Annotated in this window: 17 protein-coding genes and 2 tRNA genes; 6 read left to right on the top strand and 13 right to left on the bottom strand. The window is 64.7% G+C overall.

The genetic code is table 11. The features are described from left to right. The first annotated feature begins 63 nt into the window (after positions 1-63). Positions 64-570, top strand: coding sequence for a lipocalin-like domain-containing protein (locus tag SOM28_RS04615; protein WP_123072053.1), 507 nt, complete (start codon positions 64-66; stop codon positions 568-570). A gap of 59 nt (positions 571-629) precedes the next feature. On the opposite strand, the gene SOM28_RS04610 is transcribed toward SOM28_RS04615, so the two are convergent. The 3 genes from SOM28_RS04610 to SOM28_RS04600 form a co-directional block, all read right to left on the bottom strand. Next, positions 630-1,022 (bottom strand): RidA family protein, encoded by a 393-nt coding sequence (locus tag SOM28_RS04610; protein WP_320467381.1) that lies wholly within the window; start codon positions 1,020-1,022, stop codon positions 630-632. Between the two features lie 273 nt (positions 1,023-1,295). Then, positions 1,296-1,550, bottom strand: coding sequence for a hypothetical protein (locus tag SOM28_RS04605; protein WP_123072055.1), 255 nt, complete (start codon positions 1,548-1,550; stop codon positions 1,296-1,298). Between the two features lie 57 nt (positions 1,551-1,607). Next, entirely contained in the window at positions 1,608-3,311 is a 1,704-nt protein-coding gene (locus SOM28_RS04600; protein WP_320467380.1) for a cation:proton antiporter domain-containing protein, read from the bottom strand. A 146-nt stretch (positions 3,312-3,457) separates the two neighbouring features. Between SOM28_RS04600 and SOM28_RS04595 the strand changes: the two genes are divergently transcribed. The 3 genes from SOM28_RS04595 to SOM28_RS04585 all read left to right on the top strand — a co-directional run bounded on the left by SOM28_RS04595 (position 3,458) and on the right by SOM28_RS04585 (position 5,313). Beyond that, positions 3,458-4,726, top strand: a complete 1,269-nt coding sequence (locus SOM28_RS04595) for a DUF445 domain-containing protein (RefSeq protein WP_320467379.1) — start codon at positions 3,458-3,460, stop codon at positions 4,724-4,726. An 11-nt stretch (positions 4,727-4,737) separates the two neighbouring features. Next, the gene (locus SOM28_RS04590; RefSeq protein WP_320467378.1) at positions 4,738-5,070 is read left to right on the top strand and encodes a putative signal transducing protein; all 333 of its coding nucleotides are present in this window, start codon (positions 4,738-4,740) and stop codon (positions 5,068-5,070) included. An 84-nt stretch (positions 5,071-5,154) separates the two neighbouring features. Further along, on the top strand, positions 5,155-5,313 hold the full coding sequence (locus tag SOM28_RS04585; RefSeq protein WP_005665369.1) for a hypothetical protein: 159 nt from the start codon (positions 5,155-5,157) through the stop codon (positions 5,311-5,313). A gap of 68 nt (positions 5,314-5,381) precedes the next feature. Here the strand turns inward: SOM28_RS04585 and SOM28_RS04580 are convergent. The 5 genes from SOM28_RS04580 to SOM28_RS04560 all read right to left on the bottom strand — a co-directional run bounded on the left by SOM28_RS04580 (position 5,382) and on the right by SOM28_RS04560 (position 9,548). Continuing rightward, positions 5,382-5,458 (bottom strand) — tRNA-Met (locus SOM28_RS04580). A gap of 73 nt (positions 5,459-5,531) precedes the next feature. Beyond that, positions 5,532-5,608 (bottom strand) — tRNA-Met (locus tag SOM28_RS04575). Positions 5,609-5,689: 81 nt separating this feature from the next. After that, positions 5,690-6,646, bottom strand: coding sequence for a tRNA (adenosine(37)-N6)-dimethylallyltransferase MiaA (miaA, locus tag SOM28_RS04570; RefSeq protein ID WP_320467377.1), 957 nt, complete (start codon positions 6,644-6,646; stop codon positions 5,690-5,692). After that, complete coding sequence (gene mutL, locus SOM28_RS04565) at positions 6,643-8,574, bottom strand: DNA mismatch repair endonuclease MutL (protein ID WP_320467376.1); 1,932 nt, start codon at positions 8,572-8,574, stop codon at positions 6,643-6,645. The genes miaA and mutL overlap by 4 nt, the downstream gene beginning before the upstream one ends. 44 nt (positions 8,575-8,618) lie before the next feature. Continuing rightward, positions 8,619-9,548 (bottom strand): peptidylprolyl isomerase, encoded by a 930-nt coding sequence (locus tag SOM28_RS04560; RefSeq protein ID WP_320467375.1) that lies wholly within the window; start codon positions 9,546-9,548, stop codon positions 8,619-8,621. A 209-nt stretch (positions 9,549-9,757) separates the two neighbouring features. On the opposite strand from SOM28_RS04560, the gene SOM28_RS04555 reads away from it, so the two are divergent. Next, on the top strand, positions 9,758-10,780 hold the full coding sequence (locus SOM28_RS04555; RefSeq protein ID WP_123072062.1) for a carbonic anhydrase: 1,023 nt from the start codon (positions 9,758-9,760) through the stop codon (positions 10,778-10,780). 112 nt (positions 10,781-10,892) lie between these two features. On the opposite strand, the gene SOM28_RS04550 is transcribed toward SOM28_RS04555, so the two are convergent. Genes SOM28_RS04550 through tsaE form a run of 3 tightly spaced genes read right to left on the bottom strand, consistent with a single transcriptional unit; the run spans position 10,893 to position 13,667 of the window. After that, a complete protein-coding gene (locus SOM28_RS04550) occupies positions 10,893-11,678 on the bottom strand; it encodes a D-hexose-6-phosphate mutarotase (protein ID WP_123070433.1) in 786 nt (261 codons plus the stop codon). A 13-nt stretch (positions 11,679-11,691) separates the two neighbouring features. Then, a complete protein-coding gene (locus SOM28_RS04545) occupies positions 11,692-13,206 on the bottom strand; it encodes an N-acetylmuramoyl-L-alanine amidase (protein WP_320467374.1) in 1,515 nt (504 codons plus the stop codon). Beyond that, the gene (gene tsaE / locus SOM28_RS04540; RefSeq protein ID WP_123070431.1) at positions 13,158-13,667 is read right to left on the bottom strand and encodes a tRNA (adenosine(37)-N6)-threonylcarbamoyltransferase complex ATPase subunit type 1 TsaE; all 510 of its coding nucleotides are present in this window, start codon (positions 13,665-13,667) and stop codon (positions 13,158-13,160) included. Before tsaE ends, SOM28_RS04545 begins: the two co-directional genes overlap by 49 nt. A gap of 40 nt (positions 13,668-13,707) precedes the next feature. Between tsaE and queG the strand changes: the two genes are divergently transcribed. After that, the gene (queG, locus tag SOM28_RS04535; RefSeq protein WP_320467373.1) at positions 13,708-14,805 is read left to right on the top strand and encodes a tRNA epoxyqueuosine(34) reductase QueG; all 1,098 of its coding nucleotides are present in this window, start codon (positions 13,708-13,710) and stop codon (positions 14,803-14,805) included. Between the two features lie 20 nt (positions 14,806-14,825). Here the strand turns inward: queG and SOM28_RS04530 are convergent, their stop codons facing one another. Both SOM28_RS04530 and SOM28_RS04525 read right to left on the bottom strand, forming a co-directional pair. Then, positions 14,826-15,155 (bottom strand): DUF3052 family protein, encoded by a 330-nt coding sequence (locus tag SOM28_RS04530; RefSeq protein ID WP_229493352.1) that lies wholly within the window; start codon positions 15,153-15,155, stop codon positions 14,826-14,828. A gap of 199 nt (positions 15,156-15,354) precedes the next feature. Beyond that, positions 15,355-15,936: a response regulator transcription factor gene (locus SOM28_RS04525; RefSeq protein WP_147933380.1), complete on the bottom strand. Its 582-nt coding sequence runs from the start codon at positions 15,934-15,936 to the stop codon at positions 15,355-15,357. Positions 15,937-16,021 lie beyond the last annotated feature (85 nt).

The raw sequence follows: 16,021 nt of genomic DNA, 5'->3' as shown, positions 1-16,021 counted from the left end.
AGATGCTCAGGCTCTCCCGCTTGGCTATGATGGGTGGGCGTACTTCATATACAGGAGATTTTCATGCATACCCCGAAGCTTGCCTGTTTCGTCCTTCTTGCAGCGCTGATCGGTATCACAGCGCCTGCCGAGGCCAGATCGCCGAACCAGGTTCTTGGCACCTGGCGCATGGTGACCGCGCAGATAGACTCGGACGGCAAGAACGTGCCGGCCTACGGCGACAAGCCAAATGGCCTGCTCGTGTTCACCGAAGACATGCATTTCATCGAAGTGCTGACCGATGCGAACATTCCAAAATTCGCCTCGAATGTCCGAGGGCAGGGCACGACCGAAGAAAACCGCGCCGCGATGGCCGGCAGCATCGGCTTCTTCGGCACCTATACGGTGGACAAGGATGGAGTATTCAGCGGCAACCGCGTCGAGGCATCGACCTTTCCGAACTGGATCGGACAGGTGCGTACCCGCAAGGAGCTGCGCCTGGTCGTCGAAGGTGATCGCATGACCGAAAACTTCCAGAGGCCGGACGGCACCAGGATCCGGATCGTATGGCAACGGGTCAAGCGTCAGTAGCGGTCACAGGACCATGCCATCATCCTGGTAGTGACGATCGACTCCGGCAATCCGATGATTCAGGCGGGAATGCGGGCAATAACCTTGATCTCGAAGTCGAACCCTGCGAGCCAGGTGACGCCGACAGCCGTCCAGTTTGGATAAGGCGCTTCAGGAAAGATTTCGCTTTTCACCTTCATCACCGAGGCAAACTGTTTTTCAGGATCGGTATTAAAAGTGGTGACGTCGACAATATCGTCAAACCCGCACCCGGCCGCTTGCAGCGTCGCCTGGAGATTCGCGAAGGCCTGGCGAACCTGCGCCTCGAACTCAGGCTCGGGCGAACCGTCGTCGCGACTTCCGACGTGGCCCGACACGAAGAGAAGATCGCCTGACCTGATTGCCGCCGAATAAGTCTGTTTCACATAAAGGTCATGCCGGCCAGCGGGGAAAATGGCGTCTCGCACACTCATGATGATTGCTCCTGGGATAGTGAGTCAATAATTCAGTAACCACTTCACCCTATTTTGCCGTAACTGCCTGTGCTGTCGCGTTCGCTTGCGCGGTCTCTGCTCAGGAAGGTCCGCCGTCAGCCGATATCGAGAAGGTCGCCAAGATGCTCAATTTGATGGTGAGCCGCCTGTCGAAGTATTCGCGTTCGACGATCGATTACAGCCAGCTCGGGCAGAAGCCAGCGGCGAGCACACCGTGCGCCTGGTGGCCTGCATCCATCAGACGACCCGATATTAGAAATCACTCAGCTTTGCGCCATCGATCTCCTCGATCTGGTCCAGACGCACGGTGTCGCCCGTACTTATCGACATGTATTCGGCACCATTCTTTGCGTATAAGTCGGTAATGGAGGCTGTGTAATACTGTACGGCGCCTGTCTCGTTGCGAATGCCGATCTGCACTGGCTTGCCTAAGGTGGCGTTGGCCTCGAGCAGATCGTGAAATTCGCAGTTGATCGGCTGGTATGGGGAAGAAAAGTTTGTCGTCATGGTCGAGTCACTTTCAATGGGGTTATCAAGGCGAGCGAGTTGGGCAAATTTGTTGAGCTAGGCCCGTTTTTGCTCCTGCAATGTTTCTAGTACATGCCGCGTCATGCTGCTGGCCAGCTCCTCCTCACCAACGAACACCCGCCCGCCAGTTTCCGCCCGCAGCAGTTCAGCCTCCTTGTCGTTATGCGTGCGCACCACGCAGCGGATCGATGGATTAAGCGCCTTCGCAATCTCCACCATCTTGCGCACGTCGAAGGTGTCCGGCGTCGCGATCACCAGCATTGCCGCCTTGTGGATATGCGCCTGGATCAGCACCGCCGGTTCCGCCGCATTCCCCACCACCGCCGGGATGCCGCGCTGGCGCGCCTGCTCGACCAGTTCACGATGCTGCTCGGCGAGCACGAAGTGAATGCCGCGCGCCGTCAGGTCGTCCGCAATGCGCCGCCCGACCCGTCCAAACCCCACCAGCACTACCTGGTTGCTGAGTTTTTCGCGCGAGGTCGTCATCGGCAGTTCCGCCAGCGGATCGGCCGGCCGTTCCAGCTTGCGCGCCAGGTGCATCAGGTGATTCTGCTTCCCGAACCAGCGCTGCACCGGCTCGATCGACGAAAACACCAGCGGATTGAGGGCGATCGAGATGATTGCGCCGGCAAGGATCAGGTTTTGCCCCAGCTCCGGCAACAGCCCAAGCTGCATGCCCAGCGCCGCGAGAATGAAAGAGAACTCGCCGATCTGCGCCAGGCTGGCCGACACGGTCAGCGCCGTATTGAGCGGATAACGCAGCGCCAGCACCAGGATAAAAGCGGCGAGCGACTTGCCGACCACGATCACCAGCACCACGCCCAGCACGTGCAGCGGGTTGTCGACCAACACCATCGGATCGAACAGCATGCCGACCGAGACGAAGAACAGCACCGAGAACGCATCGCGCAGCGGCAGCGATTCCTCGGCCGCGCGGTGGCTCAGTTCCGATTCGCGCAGCACCATGCCGGCGAAGAAGGCGCCCAGCGCAAACGACACGCCGAACAGGCTCGATGACGCATAGGCGATGCCGACCGCCGCCGCGATCACCGACAAGGTGAACAGCTCGCGCGAGGCGGTCTTGGCCACGCGCCACAGGAACCACGGGAAGACCTTGCGCCCGACGATCAGCATGAAGGCGATGAAGCCGCCCACCTGCAGCAGGGTCATGCCCAGCGCCGGCCACAGATCGAGCCCGGCATCGCCCTTGCCGCCCAGTGGTCCGGCGAGGGCCGGCAGCATCACCAGTACCAGCACCATGACGAGGTCCTCGACCACCAGCCAGCCCACCGCGATGCGGCCGTTCATAGAGTCGAGCACGCCGCGCGCCTCCAGTGCGCGCAGCAGCACCACGGTGCTCGCCACCGACAGCGCCAGGCCGAACACGATGCCTGCGCCCAGGCTCCAGCCCCACCACCACGACAGCGCCATGCCCATCGCGGTGGCCACGCCGATCTGCAGCAGCGCGCCGGGCAGGGCGATGCGGCGTACATCGAGCAAGTCCTTTAGCGAGAAATGCAGCCCGACCCCGAACATCAGCAGCATCACCCCGATCTCGGCCAGCTGTGACGCCAGGCCGATGTCCGCCACGAAGCCCGGCGTGGCGGGGCCGATGAAGACGCCGGCGGCCAGGTAACCAACCAGCGCCGGCAGTTTGAGGCGCACGGCCAGCATGCCGAACATCAGGCCGAAACCGAGTGCGGCGGCAATCGTGGTGATCAGGCTTAATTCGTGGTGCATGTAGTGGAGGACTCTTGAGTAGGTGGGAAGGTATTTAGTATAAGTCAGCAGTATGTACGGGCTAAAAAACCCAAGCAAGGCCGGCGCGTCGTCCGCGCCTGAAGTGCGATAGCATTGGTATAACGTCACTGCCGAGCTAGCGCTGCATGGAAAAACAAGATGAACTGCGCCGTTCCAAACGGATTGCCCTCGGCTTCTTCATAGGCGCGGCCGCGCTGTTCGTGATCAGCCTCCTGCTGCCGTACACCTGGTGGACTGGCCTGCTGCGCGCCTTTTCCGAAGCAGCCATGGTCGGCGCGCTGGCCGACTGGTTCGCGGTGGTGGCCTTGTTCAGGCGCGTGCCGATCCCGATCGTGTCGCGCCATACCGCCATCATCCCCAGCAACAAGGACAAGATCGCCGACAACCTGGCGCTGTTCGTGCGCGAAAAATTCCTCGACACCGATTCCATCGTCGGCCTGATACGGCGCCACGATCCTGTGCAGAAGGTGGCCGAGTGGCTGGTCAAGCCGGCCAATACCGAGTTGATGGGCGCACACCTGGTGCGCGCCGCCACCTTCATGCTCGACTTCATCGAAGACGCGGCGGTGCAGAACTTCATCCGCCGCGGCGTGCACACGATGGTGAACAGCGTCGACCTGTCGAAGTCGAGCGGCGCCATCCTGGAAAGCCTGACCCGCGGCCGGCGCCACCAGGAGCTGCTCGACGAAGGCATCCGGCAACTGGCACACTTGCTGGACAACGCGGACACGCAAGACTACATCGCCCAGGGCATCGTCGAATGGCTCAAGGAAGACTATGCCTTCATCGAGAAGATGCTGCCGTCGGACCTCATCGGCCGCAAGGGCGCCGACATTGCCGTGCGCCTGGCCGCCGGTGTGCTGAACAAGGTCGCGGCCGATCCCGAGCACCCGCTGCGCCACCGCTTCGACGACTACGTGGCCGGCTTCATCGAACGCCTGAAAGACGACCCGGCCTTCCTGGCCAGGGCCGACGACGTCAAGCGCTACCTGCTCGAGGACGAGACCGTCAACACCTATCTCGGTTCGCTGTGGGCCGAACTGAAGGCCTGGCTCAAGCGCGACCTCGAAAGCGAGGACTCCAGGCTGCGCGTTCGCATCGTCGCCATGGGCGCCTGGATCGGCAAGGTGCTGAGCGAAGATCCCGCATTGCGCCAGTCGCTGCAAGAGAACCTGGAAGCGGCCGCGCGCGGCGTGGCGCCGGAGTTTGCGGGCTTCCTGACGCGCCACATCGCCGACACCGTCAAGCAGTGGGACGACCGCGAGATGTCGGCCCAGATCGAACTCAATATCGGCAAGGACCTGCAGTACATCCGCATCAACGGCACCATCGTGGGCGGCATGATCGGCGTGACCTTGTATCTGCTGTCCCACCTGCCCGCGCTCCTGAACTGAAGGCCTCCACCATGCACACGCTCGCACTGAACGACTGGCTCGCCGCCCACCCCGAGGTCGAGCGCATCCCCGAACGCGACCTGTACGTAGTGGCGCGCTACATGGTTCCCATGGACGCCAACCTGGCGCAGGGCTGTCTCGAGGCGTCCGGCATCCCGGCGATGCTGGCCGACGCCCACCTGATGCAGACCGACCTGCTGCTGGCGCCGGCCCTGGGCGGCGTGCGCCTGCTGGTCGATGCCGAACAGGTGCAACAGGCGTATGCGGTGCTCGAAGCGCTGGCGCGCGGCGACTATGCGCTCGACGAACATGCGCCGGATGGCGAGTGGCATAAGGCTGAGTAGACCGCGTCGATACGTGGGGTGCCGCACGAATCGATGGCGGCCTGCGGCGTAGGCTGGCCTTTTGCGATCGAAAGGAGAACCATCATGCCCCAGGGCGATAAATCGTCGTACACCGACAAGCAGAAGCGTCAGGCCGAGCACATCAAGGAAGGCTATGAGAAGAAGGGCGTCGGCAAGCAGGAAGCCGAACGGCGCGCCTGGGCCACCGAGAACAAGGTCTCGGGCGGCGGCAAGAAGCATTGAATGCGCATTGCCTCCCAATGCCGGAAACAACAACGGCCCGGTTCGCGAGAACCGGGCCGTTCTGTATTTGGTGGTGATAGGTGGACTTGAACCACCGACCCCAGCATTATGAGTGCTGTGCTCTAACCAGCTGAGCTATATCACCTGAAACTGACAAACGCGGACAAAGCAAAAATGGCTTGACTCGTTGGAGAGCCAAGCCATTCGCCTGGAATTCTTGGTGGTGATAGGTGGACTTGAACCACCGACCCCAGCATTATGAGTGCTGTGCTCTAACCAGCTGAGCTATATCACCGCAACGACCAATATTATCGGGCGCGACCGGTTGCGTGTCAAGATCGTGGCGTGTTCTGCGCGGAAAAATGTCGCGCCGATGTCATTTATCCAACGTTTCGAGGTGGGCCAGCATCGCTCCCGCCGGATCGGGGCCGAGGCAGTCGATCACGATCCTGCCGGGCATCGCGCGCAGCCAGGTGATCTGGCGCTTGGCCAGCTGGCGGGTGGCGATGATGCCCAGTTCGCGAAGTTCCATACGGTCGATATTGCCGTCGAGGTAATCCCAGGCCTGGCGATAGCCCACGCAGCGGATCGACGGCAGCGCAGGCGACAGGTCGCCGCGCGCGCGCAGGCGCGCCACTTCCGCCACCAGGCCCTCGTCGTCGCTATCGCCCAGCATCTGGTCGAAACGCAGCGCGATGCGCCGGTGCAGCACGGACCGGTCGTCGGTCTCGAGGCCGAACGACACCAGTTCGAACGGCAGCTCGGGCCTGGCGCGCTTTGCCAGCAGGGCCGACATCGGCTGGCCGGACAGTGCATGGATTTCCAGCGCGCGGTTGATGCGCTGGGCGTCGTTCGGCGCCAGGCGTGCCGCCGTCACCGGATCGACCGCGTGCAGCTTCTGGTGCATGCCGGGCCAGCCGATGCGCGCGGCTTCGGCGTCGAGCGCGGCGCGCACGCCTGCATCCGCCGTCGGCAGGTCGTCCAGGCCGTCGACCAGTCCCTTGAAATACATCATCGTGCCGCCCACCAGCAGCGGCAGCTTGCCGCGCGCCGTGATCTCTGCCACCAGGCGGATGGTATCGGCGCGGAACTGCGCCACCGAATAGGCTTCGAGCGGATCGAGGATGTCGATCAGGTGATGCGGCACGGCGGCCAGTTCGTCGGGCGTGGGCTTGGCGGTGCCGATGTCCATCCCGCGATACACCAGGGCCGAATCGACCGAGATGATTTCGCACGGCCGCGTTTGCGCGATACGCAGGGCGCTGGCCGTCTTGCCGGACGCGGTCGGGCCCATGATGGCCACGGCCATCGGCTTGTTCTTCTCGTTCATCATTGGCCGCGCAAGAACAGTTTGTCGAGCGCGGCGATCTCGAGCTGGACCCAGGTCGGGCGGCCGTGGTTGCACTGGTCGGCGCGCTCGGTACTTTCCATCTGGCGCAGCAGCGCGTTCATCTCGGGCACGGCCAGGATGCGGTTGGCGCGTACCGCCGTGTGGCAGGCGAGGGTGCCGAGCAGCTCGTTGCGGCGCTCGATCAGCACGCGCGAGCCGCCATATTCGCGCACGTCGCGCAGCACGTCGCGCGCCAGGGTCTGGGCGTCGGCGTTCTTGAGCAGGGTCGGCACGCTGCGCACGGCCAGCGTGGTCGGCGACAGCGCGGCGATGTCGAAGCCCAGCGTCTTCAGGGTGTCCTGGTGCTCGGTCGCGGTCGCGACTTCGATCGCGTCGGCGTAGAAGGTCACCGGGATCAGCATCGACTGCACCTGCATCTCCTGGCCCTGGGCCTGGGCGTCGAGCGCGTTCTTGATCTGCTCGTAGAGGATGCGTTCATGCGCCGCGTGCATGTCGACCAGCACCAGGCCGCGCGTGTTCTGGGCCAGGATGTAGATGCCGTGCAGCTGGGCCAGCGCGAAGCCGAGCGGGAAGTCGTCGTTCGACAGCGGGCGGTCCGACGCCGAGAGCGGCACAGCCATCGGGGCGGTCGAAGGCGCAGGCATCGTGGTCGTCGCATCCGACTTGAACAGCGCGCCATAGGCCTCGGTGCGCTGCGCCACGCCACCGCCGGTGGAAGGATCATCCCACCGGCTCCCCGCCGGATACGGCGACGGTGAGAAGGTTGACAACTGCGCCCCGAACGACGTCTGCTCATGCGGCCGCATCTGCGGCTGCGCTGGCGACGGCGACATTTGCCACAGCGGTGTGCCGCTCGGCCGCACCTCGGCCGCCGTGATCGGCGCCGGCACGCTGCCGTGCGCCGTGGCCGAGGTCTGGGCCAGCGTGCGCTGCACCGCGTGGAACACGAACTGGTGCACCGCGCGGCTGTCGCGGAAGCGCACCTCGATCTTCGACGGGTGGACGTTGACGTCGACCAGCGCCGGGTCGAGGTCGAGCGACAGCACATAGGAGGGGAAGCGGTCGCCGTGCAGCACGTCCTGGTAGGCGGCGCGCACCGCGTGCACCAGCACCTTGTCGCGCACGAAGCGCCCGTTCACGTAGAAGAACTGGCCGTCGGCGCGCGCCTTCGAGGCCGTCGGCAAGCCGACGTAGCCGTGCAGGTGCAGCGGCCCAGCCGATTCATCGAGTTCGAGACGCGCTTCGGCGAAATCGCTGCCGAGGATGTGGGCACTGCGCTTGGCCGCTTCGCTCACGTTCCAGTGGTCGATCGTGCGGCCGTTGTGCGACAGGCTGAACGACACGTCCGGACGCGCCAGCGCGATGCGGCGCACGACTTCGGCGCAGTGGCCGTATTCGGTCTGTTCGGATTTCAGGAACTTGCGGCGCGCCGGCGTATTGAAGTACAGGTCCTGCACGTCGATCGTGGTGCCGAAGGCGCCGGACGACGGCGCGACCGTGCCTTCGTGCGAGCCGACGATCTCGTAGGCGTGGGCCGCGTCGGGCGTGCGCGAGGTAATGCGCACCGCGGCCACCGAGGCGATCGAGGCCAGCGCCTCGCCGCGAAAGCCCAGCGTGCCCACGTTCTCGAGGTCGTGCAGCGACGTGATCTTGGAGGTCGCATGGCGCGCCAGCGCCAGCGGCAGTTGTTCGGGCGCGATGCCGCGGCCATTGTCGGTGATCGCGATGCGCTTGACGCCGCCTTCTTCGAGGCGCACGGTGATCTGGGTCGCGCCCGCATCGAGCGCGTTTTCCAGCAGTTCCTTGACGACGGCCGATGGCCGCTCGACCACTTCGCCGGCGGCGATCTGCGAGATGAGCTGGTCGGGGAGCTGCTGGATGGGGCGGTGGGTCGGGGCAGGGGCGTTCATGGTGCGATTATATCGCGCTGCCCGAGCCCCGGATCGTCAACGGCTCATTGCTGTTCGCGCACGGGAATCGGCACATTGCACAGGTCGATGGCGCCGGCCGCGACCTTGGTCCACGGACCGCCGCGGTTGCGCTGCGCCTCGATCACGGCCTGGAAGGCGGCGCTCTCGGTGCGCATCACCTCGAGCTTGCTGCGTTCGGCCGCCGGCACGTCGGCCGCCAGGCGCACGGTGGCGATCGACGTGCGCTGCTCGGCTTTCTCGTAGAAGCCGAGGGCTCCGGTCCCGCGCGGCATCACGGTGAGCAGCGGCATGCCGGCCACGATGCGGCCGACCACGGTGATGTTGCGGTCCAGGTGGCGCGGCGCGTGGCCGATCACCGTGTACAGCTGCGAACCGTTGCCGGTATTGGACGCCTCGTCGCGCGCCACGCCGACCATGGCGTAGCAATGCGGCAACCAGGCCTGGCCGCCCTTCGGGTCGCGCGCGACCGGGAAGCCGTTCACGTGGCCTACCTGCGGCGCATAGACGTCGCGTTCCCTCAGTTGCGTGAACGCGCCGGTGCCCTTGGCGGGCACGGTGAATTCGGCGTCCACGGTCTTGGTGGCCTTGAACGGGCGCGGCGTTTCCTCGTCCGGATCGCCCCATTGCACCACGAAGCCATCTTGGGCGCGCATGATCCACAAGCCGTCGAAATAGCGCTCGCGCACCAGCGCGCGGATGTTCGCGGCCGCCTTCGGCGCGAAGTTCGGCGCCAGTTCCATGACCACGCGGCCGGCCGGCAGTTCCATGTATAGCGTGTTTTCGGGATCGAGGGGGCGCCAGTCGCCCGGCTTGGACGCCTTGACCACGTCCGCCACCGAGGGTTTGGGCGGCAATTCCTTGCCGGACCCAGCCGGTGCGGCGCCGGCGCCGTGCGCGAGCAGGGCAACGAGCGCCATGCCGGTGATTGCGTGGATCGTGGTCGCTGCCTTCATGGATTCTCCGTTTGGTTATGTGTATCAGGCAATTGTAGTCGAGCGTGAGGTCTGTACAAACCTGACGGGCAGGTCCTGTGCCATAGTTGACAATTGGTGTAAATAAGTCGGCAAAACGCGAAAATTCAGCGCCTTTTGTTGCTGCGGCGCACTCAAGTTAGCTGCGCCGGGTCCGATAAGGATAGGGTAAGCCCACTATCTGGACATCCATGCGTAACCTGATCGCACTATTCGCCCTGAGCCTGGTCACCGCTCTGGCGAATGCGAACGATGCAGCTCCCACGACCAAGCCCGCGGTTGAGAAACCCGTGGCGATCGCCTCGATCAAGCCGAACCTGCGGCCTGGCGCGGCGACCCCTGCTGCTGCCCAAAAATCCGAAGAAGATGCGGAAGTCGACCTGTCGGTCCGCATCGCCGAGAAACTGGCCGAGCTGCGCGCCAAGCAAGCGCTGCGCGCCGAGGACGCCGCACGCGCGCGCCGCGCCGCGGAAGCCCGTCGCAAGAAGGAAGCCGCGGTCGCCGCCGCTGCAGCCGTCGAGGCCGCCAAGCCGAAGAACGGCACCCACTGGACGTATGAGGGCGAATTCGGCCCCGAGAATTGGTCGAAGATCAATACCGCCTGGGCGTCCTGCAATACCGGCAACCGCCAGTCGCCGATCGACCTGCGCGACGGCATCAAGGTCGACCTGGAGCAGATCAGCTTCGACTACCACCCGAGTTCGTTCAACGAGATCGACAATGGCCATACGATCCAGGTGAACGTCGCGGGCGGGAACTTCCTGAGCGTTGGTGGCACGACCTACGAGCTGCAGCAATTCCACTTCCATCGCCCGGGCGAAGAGCGCATCAATGGCAAGGGCACTGAGATGGTCGTGCACCTGGTGCACAAGAGCTACGACAACAAGATCGCCATCCTGGCGGTGCTGCTCGAACGCGGCGACGCCAATCCGATGATCCAGACCGTGTGGAACAATCTGCCGCTGGAAAAGCACATGACGGTGACGCCGTCGATCGTGCTCGACGTGAACGAGATCCTGCCGGCGCGGCGCGACTACTTCACGTATATGGGTTCGCTGAGCGAGCCGCCGTGCACCGAGAACGTGCTGTGGCTGGTGATGAAGCAGCCAATGACGGCCTCGCCCCAGCAGATGGCCTTGTTCTCGCGGCTGTATCCATTCAATTCGCGGCCGGTGCAGCAGGCGAATGGGCGGATGGTTAAGGAATCGATGTAAAACAACAAGTGGGGTCAGGTCTGACATTCGGACACGACCTGAACTGTGCCACGAAGGACGATTGCAGAGGCCGTGTCCGAATGTCAGACCTGACCCCGATTTGCTTATATCGTCAGGAAACGCGGTAGCGCCCTTCCCACACGGCGCCCGGCGCCAGTTCGACCGGCGCCAGTTGCGCCGGCTCGATGCACACGAAACGCTGGTACTCGTCGTCTTCCATATCGGCCAGCGCGGCCGTATCCGCTGCGCCCGGATTCCACACCACGGCATCGCTAAAACCTTCCTGCTCCAGCGTCAGTACGCGCGCCCAGGTGCCCAGGGTGATGTTGCCGGCAACATTCTCATAAACCACGTCGAGCTTGTCCGCGATCGACAAGGTCCCCGCCTCGAGCCCCTCGATGCGCACGTCCGCCAGGTGCGGCACCAGGTGATAGGTATGCAGCGCCGCTGCGAACGGGAAGGGTGCGTCGCCCGCGTTGCGCACGCTGAACGCCATCTCCAGCGCATTGGCGCGCACAGTCACGCGTAGCTTCAGAGCGAAGCGGTGCGGCCAGGCGGCGGCCGTTGCCGGCGCCAGGTCGGCCTCATTCAGGCCGAATTCCGCCCACGCCCCATCGCCCTCGATGCCGTGCCCTTCCAGGCGCCAGGTGCTGAGCCGCGCGAAGCCATGCCGCATGCCGTCGCCGCGTTCGCCGAACTGGGGAAAGATGACCGGCACGCCGCCACGGATCGCGCGGCTGCCATCCAGGGCCGAACGGCTGCTGAGGAACATGCGCTCGCCGCCGTCGGCGCCGTGCCACGACACCAGGTGGCCGCCATACAGGGTGACGACGGCGCTGGCGCCGTCCGGCGCCGTGATGCGAATCGCGGGCAGTTGCCCGAAGCTGATGTTTTCCATGATGGGTTCCGGCTCAGGTCTGGCGGCTCTTGGCCATGGGCGGATTATCGGCGAAATAGCGGCGGATGCCATTCGTGATCGCATTGGCCAGCTGGTCCTGGTAGGCGTCGTCGTTCAGGCGCGCTTCTTCCTGCGGGTTCGAGATAAAGGCGGTCTCGACCAGGATGGACGGGATGTCCGGCGCCTTCAGCACGGCAAAGCCGGCCTGCTCGACCGAGGCCTTGTGCAGGCGGTTGATGCCGCCGATTTCCTTCAGCACGGCCTTGCCCAGCTTGAGGCTGTCGTTGATCTGGGCCGTGGTCGACAGGTCGAACAGCACGCTGGCCAGGTGCTTGTCGCTGGTACCCGTCAGGTTGGCGCCGCCGATCAGGTCGGCCTTGTTCTGGTCGTTCGCCAGCCAGCGCGCCGCGCTCGAACTGGCGCCTTTTTCCGACAGCACGAACACCGACGAGCCGCGCGCGGTCGGCGAGATCCAGGCGTCGGCGTGGATCGACACGAACAGGTCGGCCTGCACCTTGCGCGCCTTTTGCACGCGGGTGCCCAGCGGCACGAAGAAGTCGCCGTCGCGGGTCAGCATCACGCGCGTATTCGGCATCTGCTCCAGCTTGGCCTTGAGGCGCTTGGCCACCGCCAGCACGATGTCTTTTTCGCGGCTGCCCTTGGCGCCGATCGCGCCCGGGTCTTCGCCGCCATGGCCCGGATCGAGGGCGATAGTGATCATGCGCGCCACCTTCTGGGCCGGCGCCGGGGCGGTTGCCTTGGCCGGCGGCGGCTGCACCGCCAGGGCCGGGGCCGTTCCCTTCAGGCCGGACATCTCGGCTTCCAGCTTGGCGATCGCGTCCGGGCCGGCATTCGGCTGGGTGCGCGGGACGGCGGGCGGCGGCACGGGAATCTGCACCGGCGGCGTGCCGGTGGCGGGATTGGGCGAGGCCGGCGCGCCGGCCACCGGCGTACTGGCGACGGGGTCGCCCAGGGCCGGCTGGTCGGCCGCCAGGGTCGTGGTCGGGCCCGGACTCCAGTCGCCCTGTTCGATCAGGGCGGCGATCGGGTCGACCGGGGCGGCCGGGTACAGGTCGAACACCAGGCGATGCTGGTAGCCGGCCACCGGGGCCAATGTAAACACCTGCGGCTTGATCTCGGCCTTGAGGTCGAACACCAGGCGCACCACGTTCGGCCGGTTCTGGCCGACCCGCACCTGCTTGATGTACGGATCGTTTGCCTCGATCTTGGCCACCAGGCTCTTGAGCGTGGGGCTCAAGGCAAGGCCGTCGATATCGACCACCAGGCGTGGCGGATCGGGGATCAGGAAATGTTCGGCCTTGAGGTCGGTGTCGTTTTCCAGCGTCACCCGGGTATAGTCGGGGGCGGGCCAGACACGGACGGCCAGGATTTCATTGGCGCTGGCGTGCAGCGGGATGACGGACAGCAGCAGCGTGCCGCCGGCCTTGAGCAGGACGCGGCGGCGCGAGGACGCAGGCGTCACGCTGGCGGCTGGGGCGGCAGAAGGGGGGCGAGACGGTCGAGGCATAGCAGGCCTAATTCGGACAACGCCTGCAATTCTACATCACGGCCGGGCCCGCTAACGTTGAGCAAGACACGCAAGTCGGGCGGCGGCAACACCGGATCGCCTTTTTCGGGCCACTCGACGATACATACATTGCGCCCGTCGAAGTCCTCGCGAAAGCCCGCATCCAGGAATTCTTCCGGGCTGGACATGCGGTACAGGTCGTAGTGGATGACGTTCAAGGGCTTGCCATCGAGCATTACTCGATACGGTTCCGACAAGGTGTAGGTCGGGCTTTTGACATTGCCGGCATGGCCGGCCGACTGCAGCAGCGCGCGGGTGAGGGCGGTCTTGCCGGCGCCGAGGTCGCCGTGCAGAAAGATCACCAGGCCCGGCTGCAAGGCGCGCGCCAGGGCGGCGCCGAGGGCGGAAGTGGCGGACTCGTCCGGCAGATAGCGCTGCAAGTGCGATTTAAAAGGCTGCATCGAATAAAATAGCGAGTTGTCTTGCGTGATTTCTTGCGGTATGCCCACTTCCCCCGACCCTGCTCCCGACCTGCCCCAGCTTGCGCGCGCCATCAAGACGTGGGGCAAGGAGCTGGGCTTTGCCGACGTGCGCATCGCCGACGTCGACCTGGGCCACCTGGAGGCCGGCCTGCAAGCCTGGCTGGACGCGGGGTACCACGGCGAGATGGATTATATGGCAAGCCATGGCATGAAGCGTGCCCGTCCCGCCGAACTGGTGCCGGGCACGGTGCGCGCCATCGTGGCGCGCATGGATTACCTGCCCGCCTCCCAGGATGCCGACTGGCGCGCCGGGGAGCGCCTGCGCCAGCAGGATCCTGATGCCGCCGTGGTCTCGGTCTACGCCCGGGGCCGCGACTACCACAAGGTCTTGCGCAACCGCCTGCAGTCGCTCGCTGGAAAGATCCAGGAAGCGATCGGTCCGTTCGGCTTTCGCGTGTTCACCGATTCGGCGCCGGTGATGGAGTTGCCGCTGGCCGAAAAGGCCGGGCTAGGCTGGCGCGGCAAGCACACGCTGCTGCTGTCGCGCGCGGCCGGCTCGACCTTCTTCATCGGCGAGATCCTGGTCGACCTGCCGCTGCCCGTCGATCCGCCCACCGGCGCGCATTGCGGCCAATGCCAGGCCTGCATCGACCTGTGCCCGACCGGGGCGATCCTGGGGCCGGGCAAGCTCGACGCGCGGCGCTGCATCTCTTATCTGACGATCGAGCTGAAAAGCAGTATCCCGGAAGAACTGCGGCCCCTGATCGGCAACCGCATCTATGGCTGCGACGATTGTCAGGTGGCCTGTCCGTGGAACAAGTTTGCCCAGCGTGCTTCGGTGCCGGATTTCGACGAACGCAACGGCCTGGGCGAGGGCGACCTGGTCGGCCTGTTCGCCTGGGACGAAGAAGAATTCAACCGCCGCATGGAAGGCAGCCCGATCCGCCGGATCGGCCACGAGCGCTGGCTGCGTAACCTGGCGGTAGGATTGGGAAATGCCGCCGAGAAAAAGCGCGGAGATGCGGTCATCGTGGCTGCCTTGCAATCCCGGCGCGATCATCCATCCGAACTGGTGCGTGAGCACGTCGCCTGGGCCCTGGCGCGCCACGCCGCCTGAGCCGACAGGGAATCAGACCATCAGATCTCGATGCGCTTCAGGCGCAGGGCCGACCAGTCGCCGTCGATCGAGATCATGGCCACGCCGGTGATGCCGTTTTCCTTGGCATAGGCATTGATCGAATCGCGGTTGATGTCGGTGGCCTTGGAGGCGGTCTGCTTGAGGTAGGCGATCCACAGCGAACCCTTCTCGCCCAGCTTGCGTTTGGCGACGTCGAAATAATGCTCGAGATCCTTGCGGTGCATGCAGAACATCAGGATCACGTCGAAGGGACCGTCGCCCTCCTTGACGATCTCGGCCGGCATCTGGGCCGCCACGTTCGGATTCACCTGGCCATTGAGCACCAACATCGATTTTGCCGTTCGTAAAAACATCTTGTCTGCAACTGTCTTTTCGTTCATTGGAGTTTCCTAAAAGAGAGTGGCATCGCGGCGCCCAGGGCCGCGGCGCGTTCAAGACTATTTTACAAGGCTTCCATTGAGAAGCTGGAACGCTTGACGCGACAAGGTCGGCAAAAAGGGAGAGACCGCGCGAACGCGCGGCCGGTATTTACTTCAGCAGCCCGGCCAGCTCGACGGCTGTCTTGACCTGCATCTTGTCGAAGATATGGGCCCGATGCACCTCGACCGTGCGCATGCTGATGCCCAGTTTATCGGCCACCACCTTGTTCATCATGCCGGCCAGGATCAGGTCGAGCACTTCGCGTTCGCGCGCCGACAGGGTAGCCAGGCGCGCCTGCACGCCGGCCGAGGCGGCGGCCTTGCGCGAGGCGGCGAGGGCTTCCTCGACCCGGTCCATCAGCTGGTTGTCGTTGAATGGTTTCTCGAAGAAATCGAAAGCGCCGCGCTTGAGCGAGTCGACCGCCATCGGTACGTCGCCGTGGCCGGTGAGAAAGATCACGGGCAGGCGCGGCAGCAGGCCGCGCTTGAACAGGTCATCGAACACGGCGATGCCGTTCATGCCGGGCATGCGCACGTCGAGCAGGAGGCAGTCGCCGCTGACGTCGAGGTCTTGCAGGGCGTCGAGGAATTCCTGGCCGCCCGCGTAACCGCGTGCGGGCAGGCCGCGCGATTGCGCCAGCCAGGCGAGCGAGTCGCGAATGACTTCTTCGTCGTCGACGATGTGCAGCATGCAGGTCTCCGTAGTGGCGGGATCGGATTCCCGCCTTGTTGCTTTTCTAATAAAGATGGCGCATCCAGCCAACACCGGTGCGCCG

The sequence above is a fragment of the Massilia sp. CFBP9026 genome (assembly GCF_034045165.1).
GTDB classification, from domain to species: Bacteria; Pseudomonadota; Gammaproteobacteria; order Burkholderiales; family Burkholderiaceae_D; genus Telluria; species Telluria arenae.
Note: the sequence above shows the minus strand (reverse complement) of the source record. Positions and strands in the feature narration are given on the sequence as shown.

Coding starts and splice junctions, on each gene's coding strand:
- SOM28_RS04600 (WP_320467380.1), bottom strand. CDS start 3,311: ATGCACCACGAATTAAGCCTGATCACCACGATTGCCGCCGCACTCGGT.
- SOM28_RS04550 (WP_123070433.1), bottom strand. CDS start 11,678: ATGGAAAACATCAGCTTCGGGCAACTGCCCGCGATTCGCATCACGGCG.
- SOM28_RS04560 (WP_320467375.1), bottom strand. CDS start 9,548: ATGAAGGCAGCGACCACGATCCACGCAATCACCGGCATGGCGCTCGTT.
- SOM28_RS04615 (WP_123072053.1), top strand. CDS start 64: ATGCATACCCCGAAGCTTGCCTGTTTCGTCCTTCTTGCAGCGCTGATC.
- SOM28_RS04525 (WP_147933380.1), bottom strand. CDS start 15,936: ATGCTGCACATCGTCGACGACGAAGAAGTCATTCGCGACTCGCTCGCC.
- mutL (WP_320467376.1), bottom strand. CDS start 8,574: ATGAACGCCCCTGCCCCGACCCACCGCCCCATCCAGCAGCTCCCCGAC.
- SOM28_RS04530 (WP_229493352.1), bottom strand. CDS start 15,155: ATGTTGGTGCTCAATGGCCAGGTGAATCCGAACGTGGCGGCCCAGATG.
- SOM28_RS04545 (WP_320467374.1), bottom strand. CDS start 13,206: ATGCCTCGACCGTCTCGCCCCCCTTCTGCCGCCCCAGCCGCCAGCGTG.
- queG (WP_320467373.1), top strand. CDS start 13,708: ATGCCCACTTCCCCCGACCCTGCTCCCGACCTGCCCCAGCTTGCGCGC.
- SOM28_RS04555 (WP_123072062.1), top strand. CDS start 9,758: ATGCGTAACCTGATCGCACTATTCGCCCTGAGCCTGGTCACCGCTCTG.
- SOM28_RS04585 (WP_005665369.1), top strand. CDS start 5,155: ATGCCCCAGGGCGATAAATCGTCGTACACCGACAAGCAGAAGCGTCAG.
- SOM28_RS04610 (WP_320467381.1), bottom strand. CDS start 1,022: ATGAGTGTGCGAGACGCCATTTTCCCCGCTGGCCGGCATGACCTTTAT.
- miaA (WP_320467377.1), bottom strand. CDS start 6,646: ATGATGAACGAGAAGAACAAGCCGATGGCCGTGGCCATCATGGGCCCG.
- SOM28_RS04595 (WP_320467379.1), top strand. CDS start 3,458: ATGGAAAAACAAGATGAACTGCGCCGTTCCAAACGGATTGCCCTCGGC.
- SOM28_RS04605 (WP_123072055.1), bottom strand. CDS start 1,550: ATGACGACAAACTTTTCTTCCCCATACCAGCCGATCAACTGCGAATTT.
- tsaE (WP_123070431.1), bottom strand. CDS start 13,667: ATGCAGCCTTTTAAATCGCACTTGCAGCGCTATCTGCCGGACGAGTCC.
- SOM28_RS04590 (WP_320467378.1), top strand. CDS start 4,738: ATGCACACGCTCGCACTGAACGACTGGCTCGCCGCCCACCCCGAGGTC.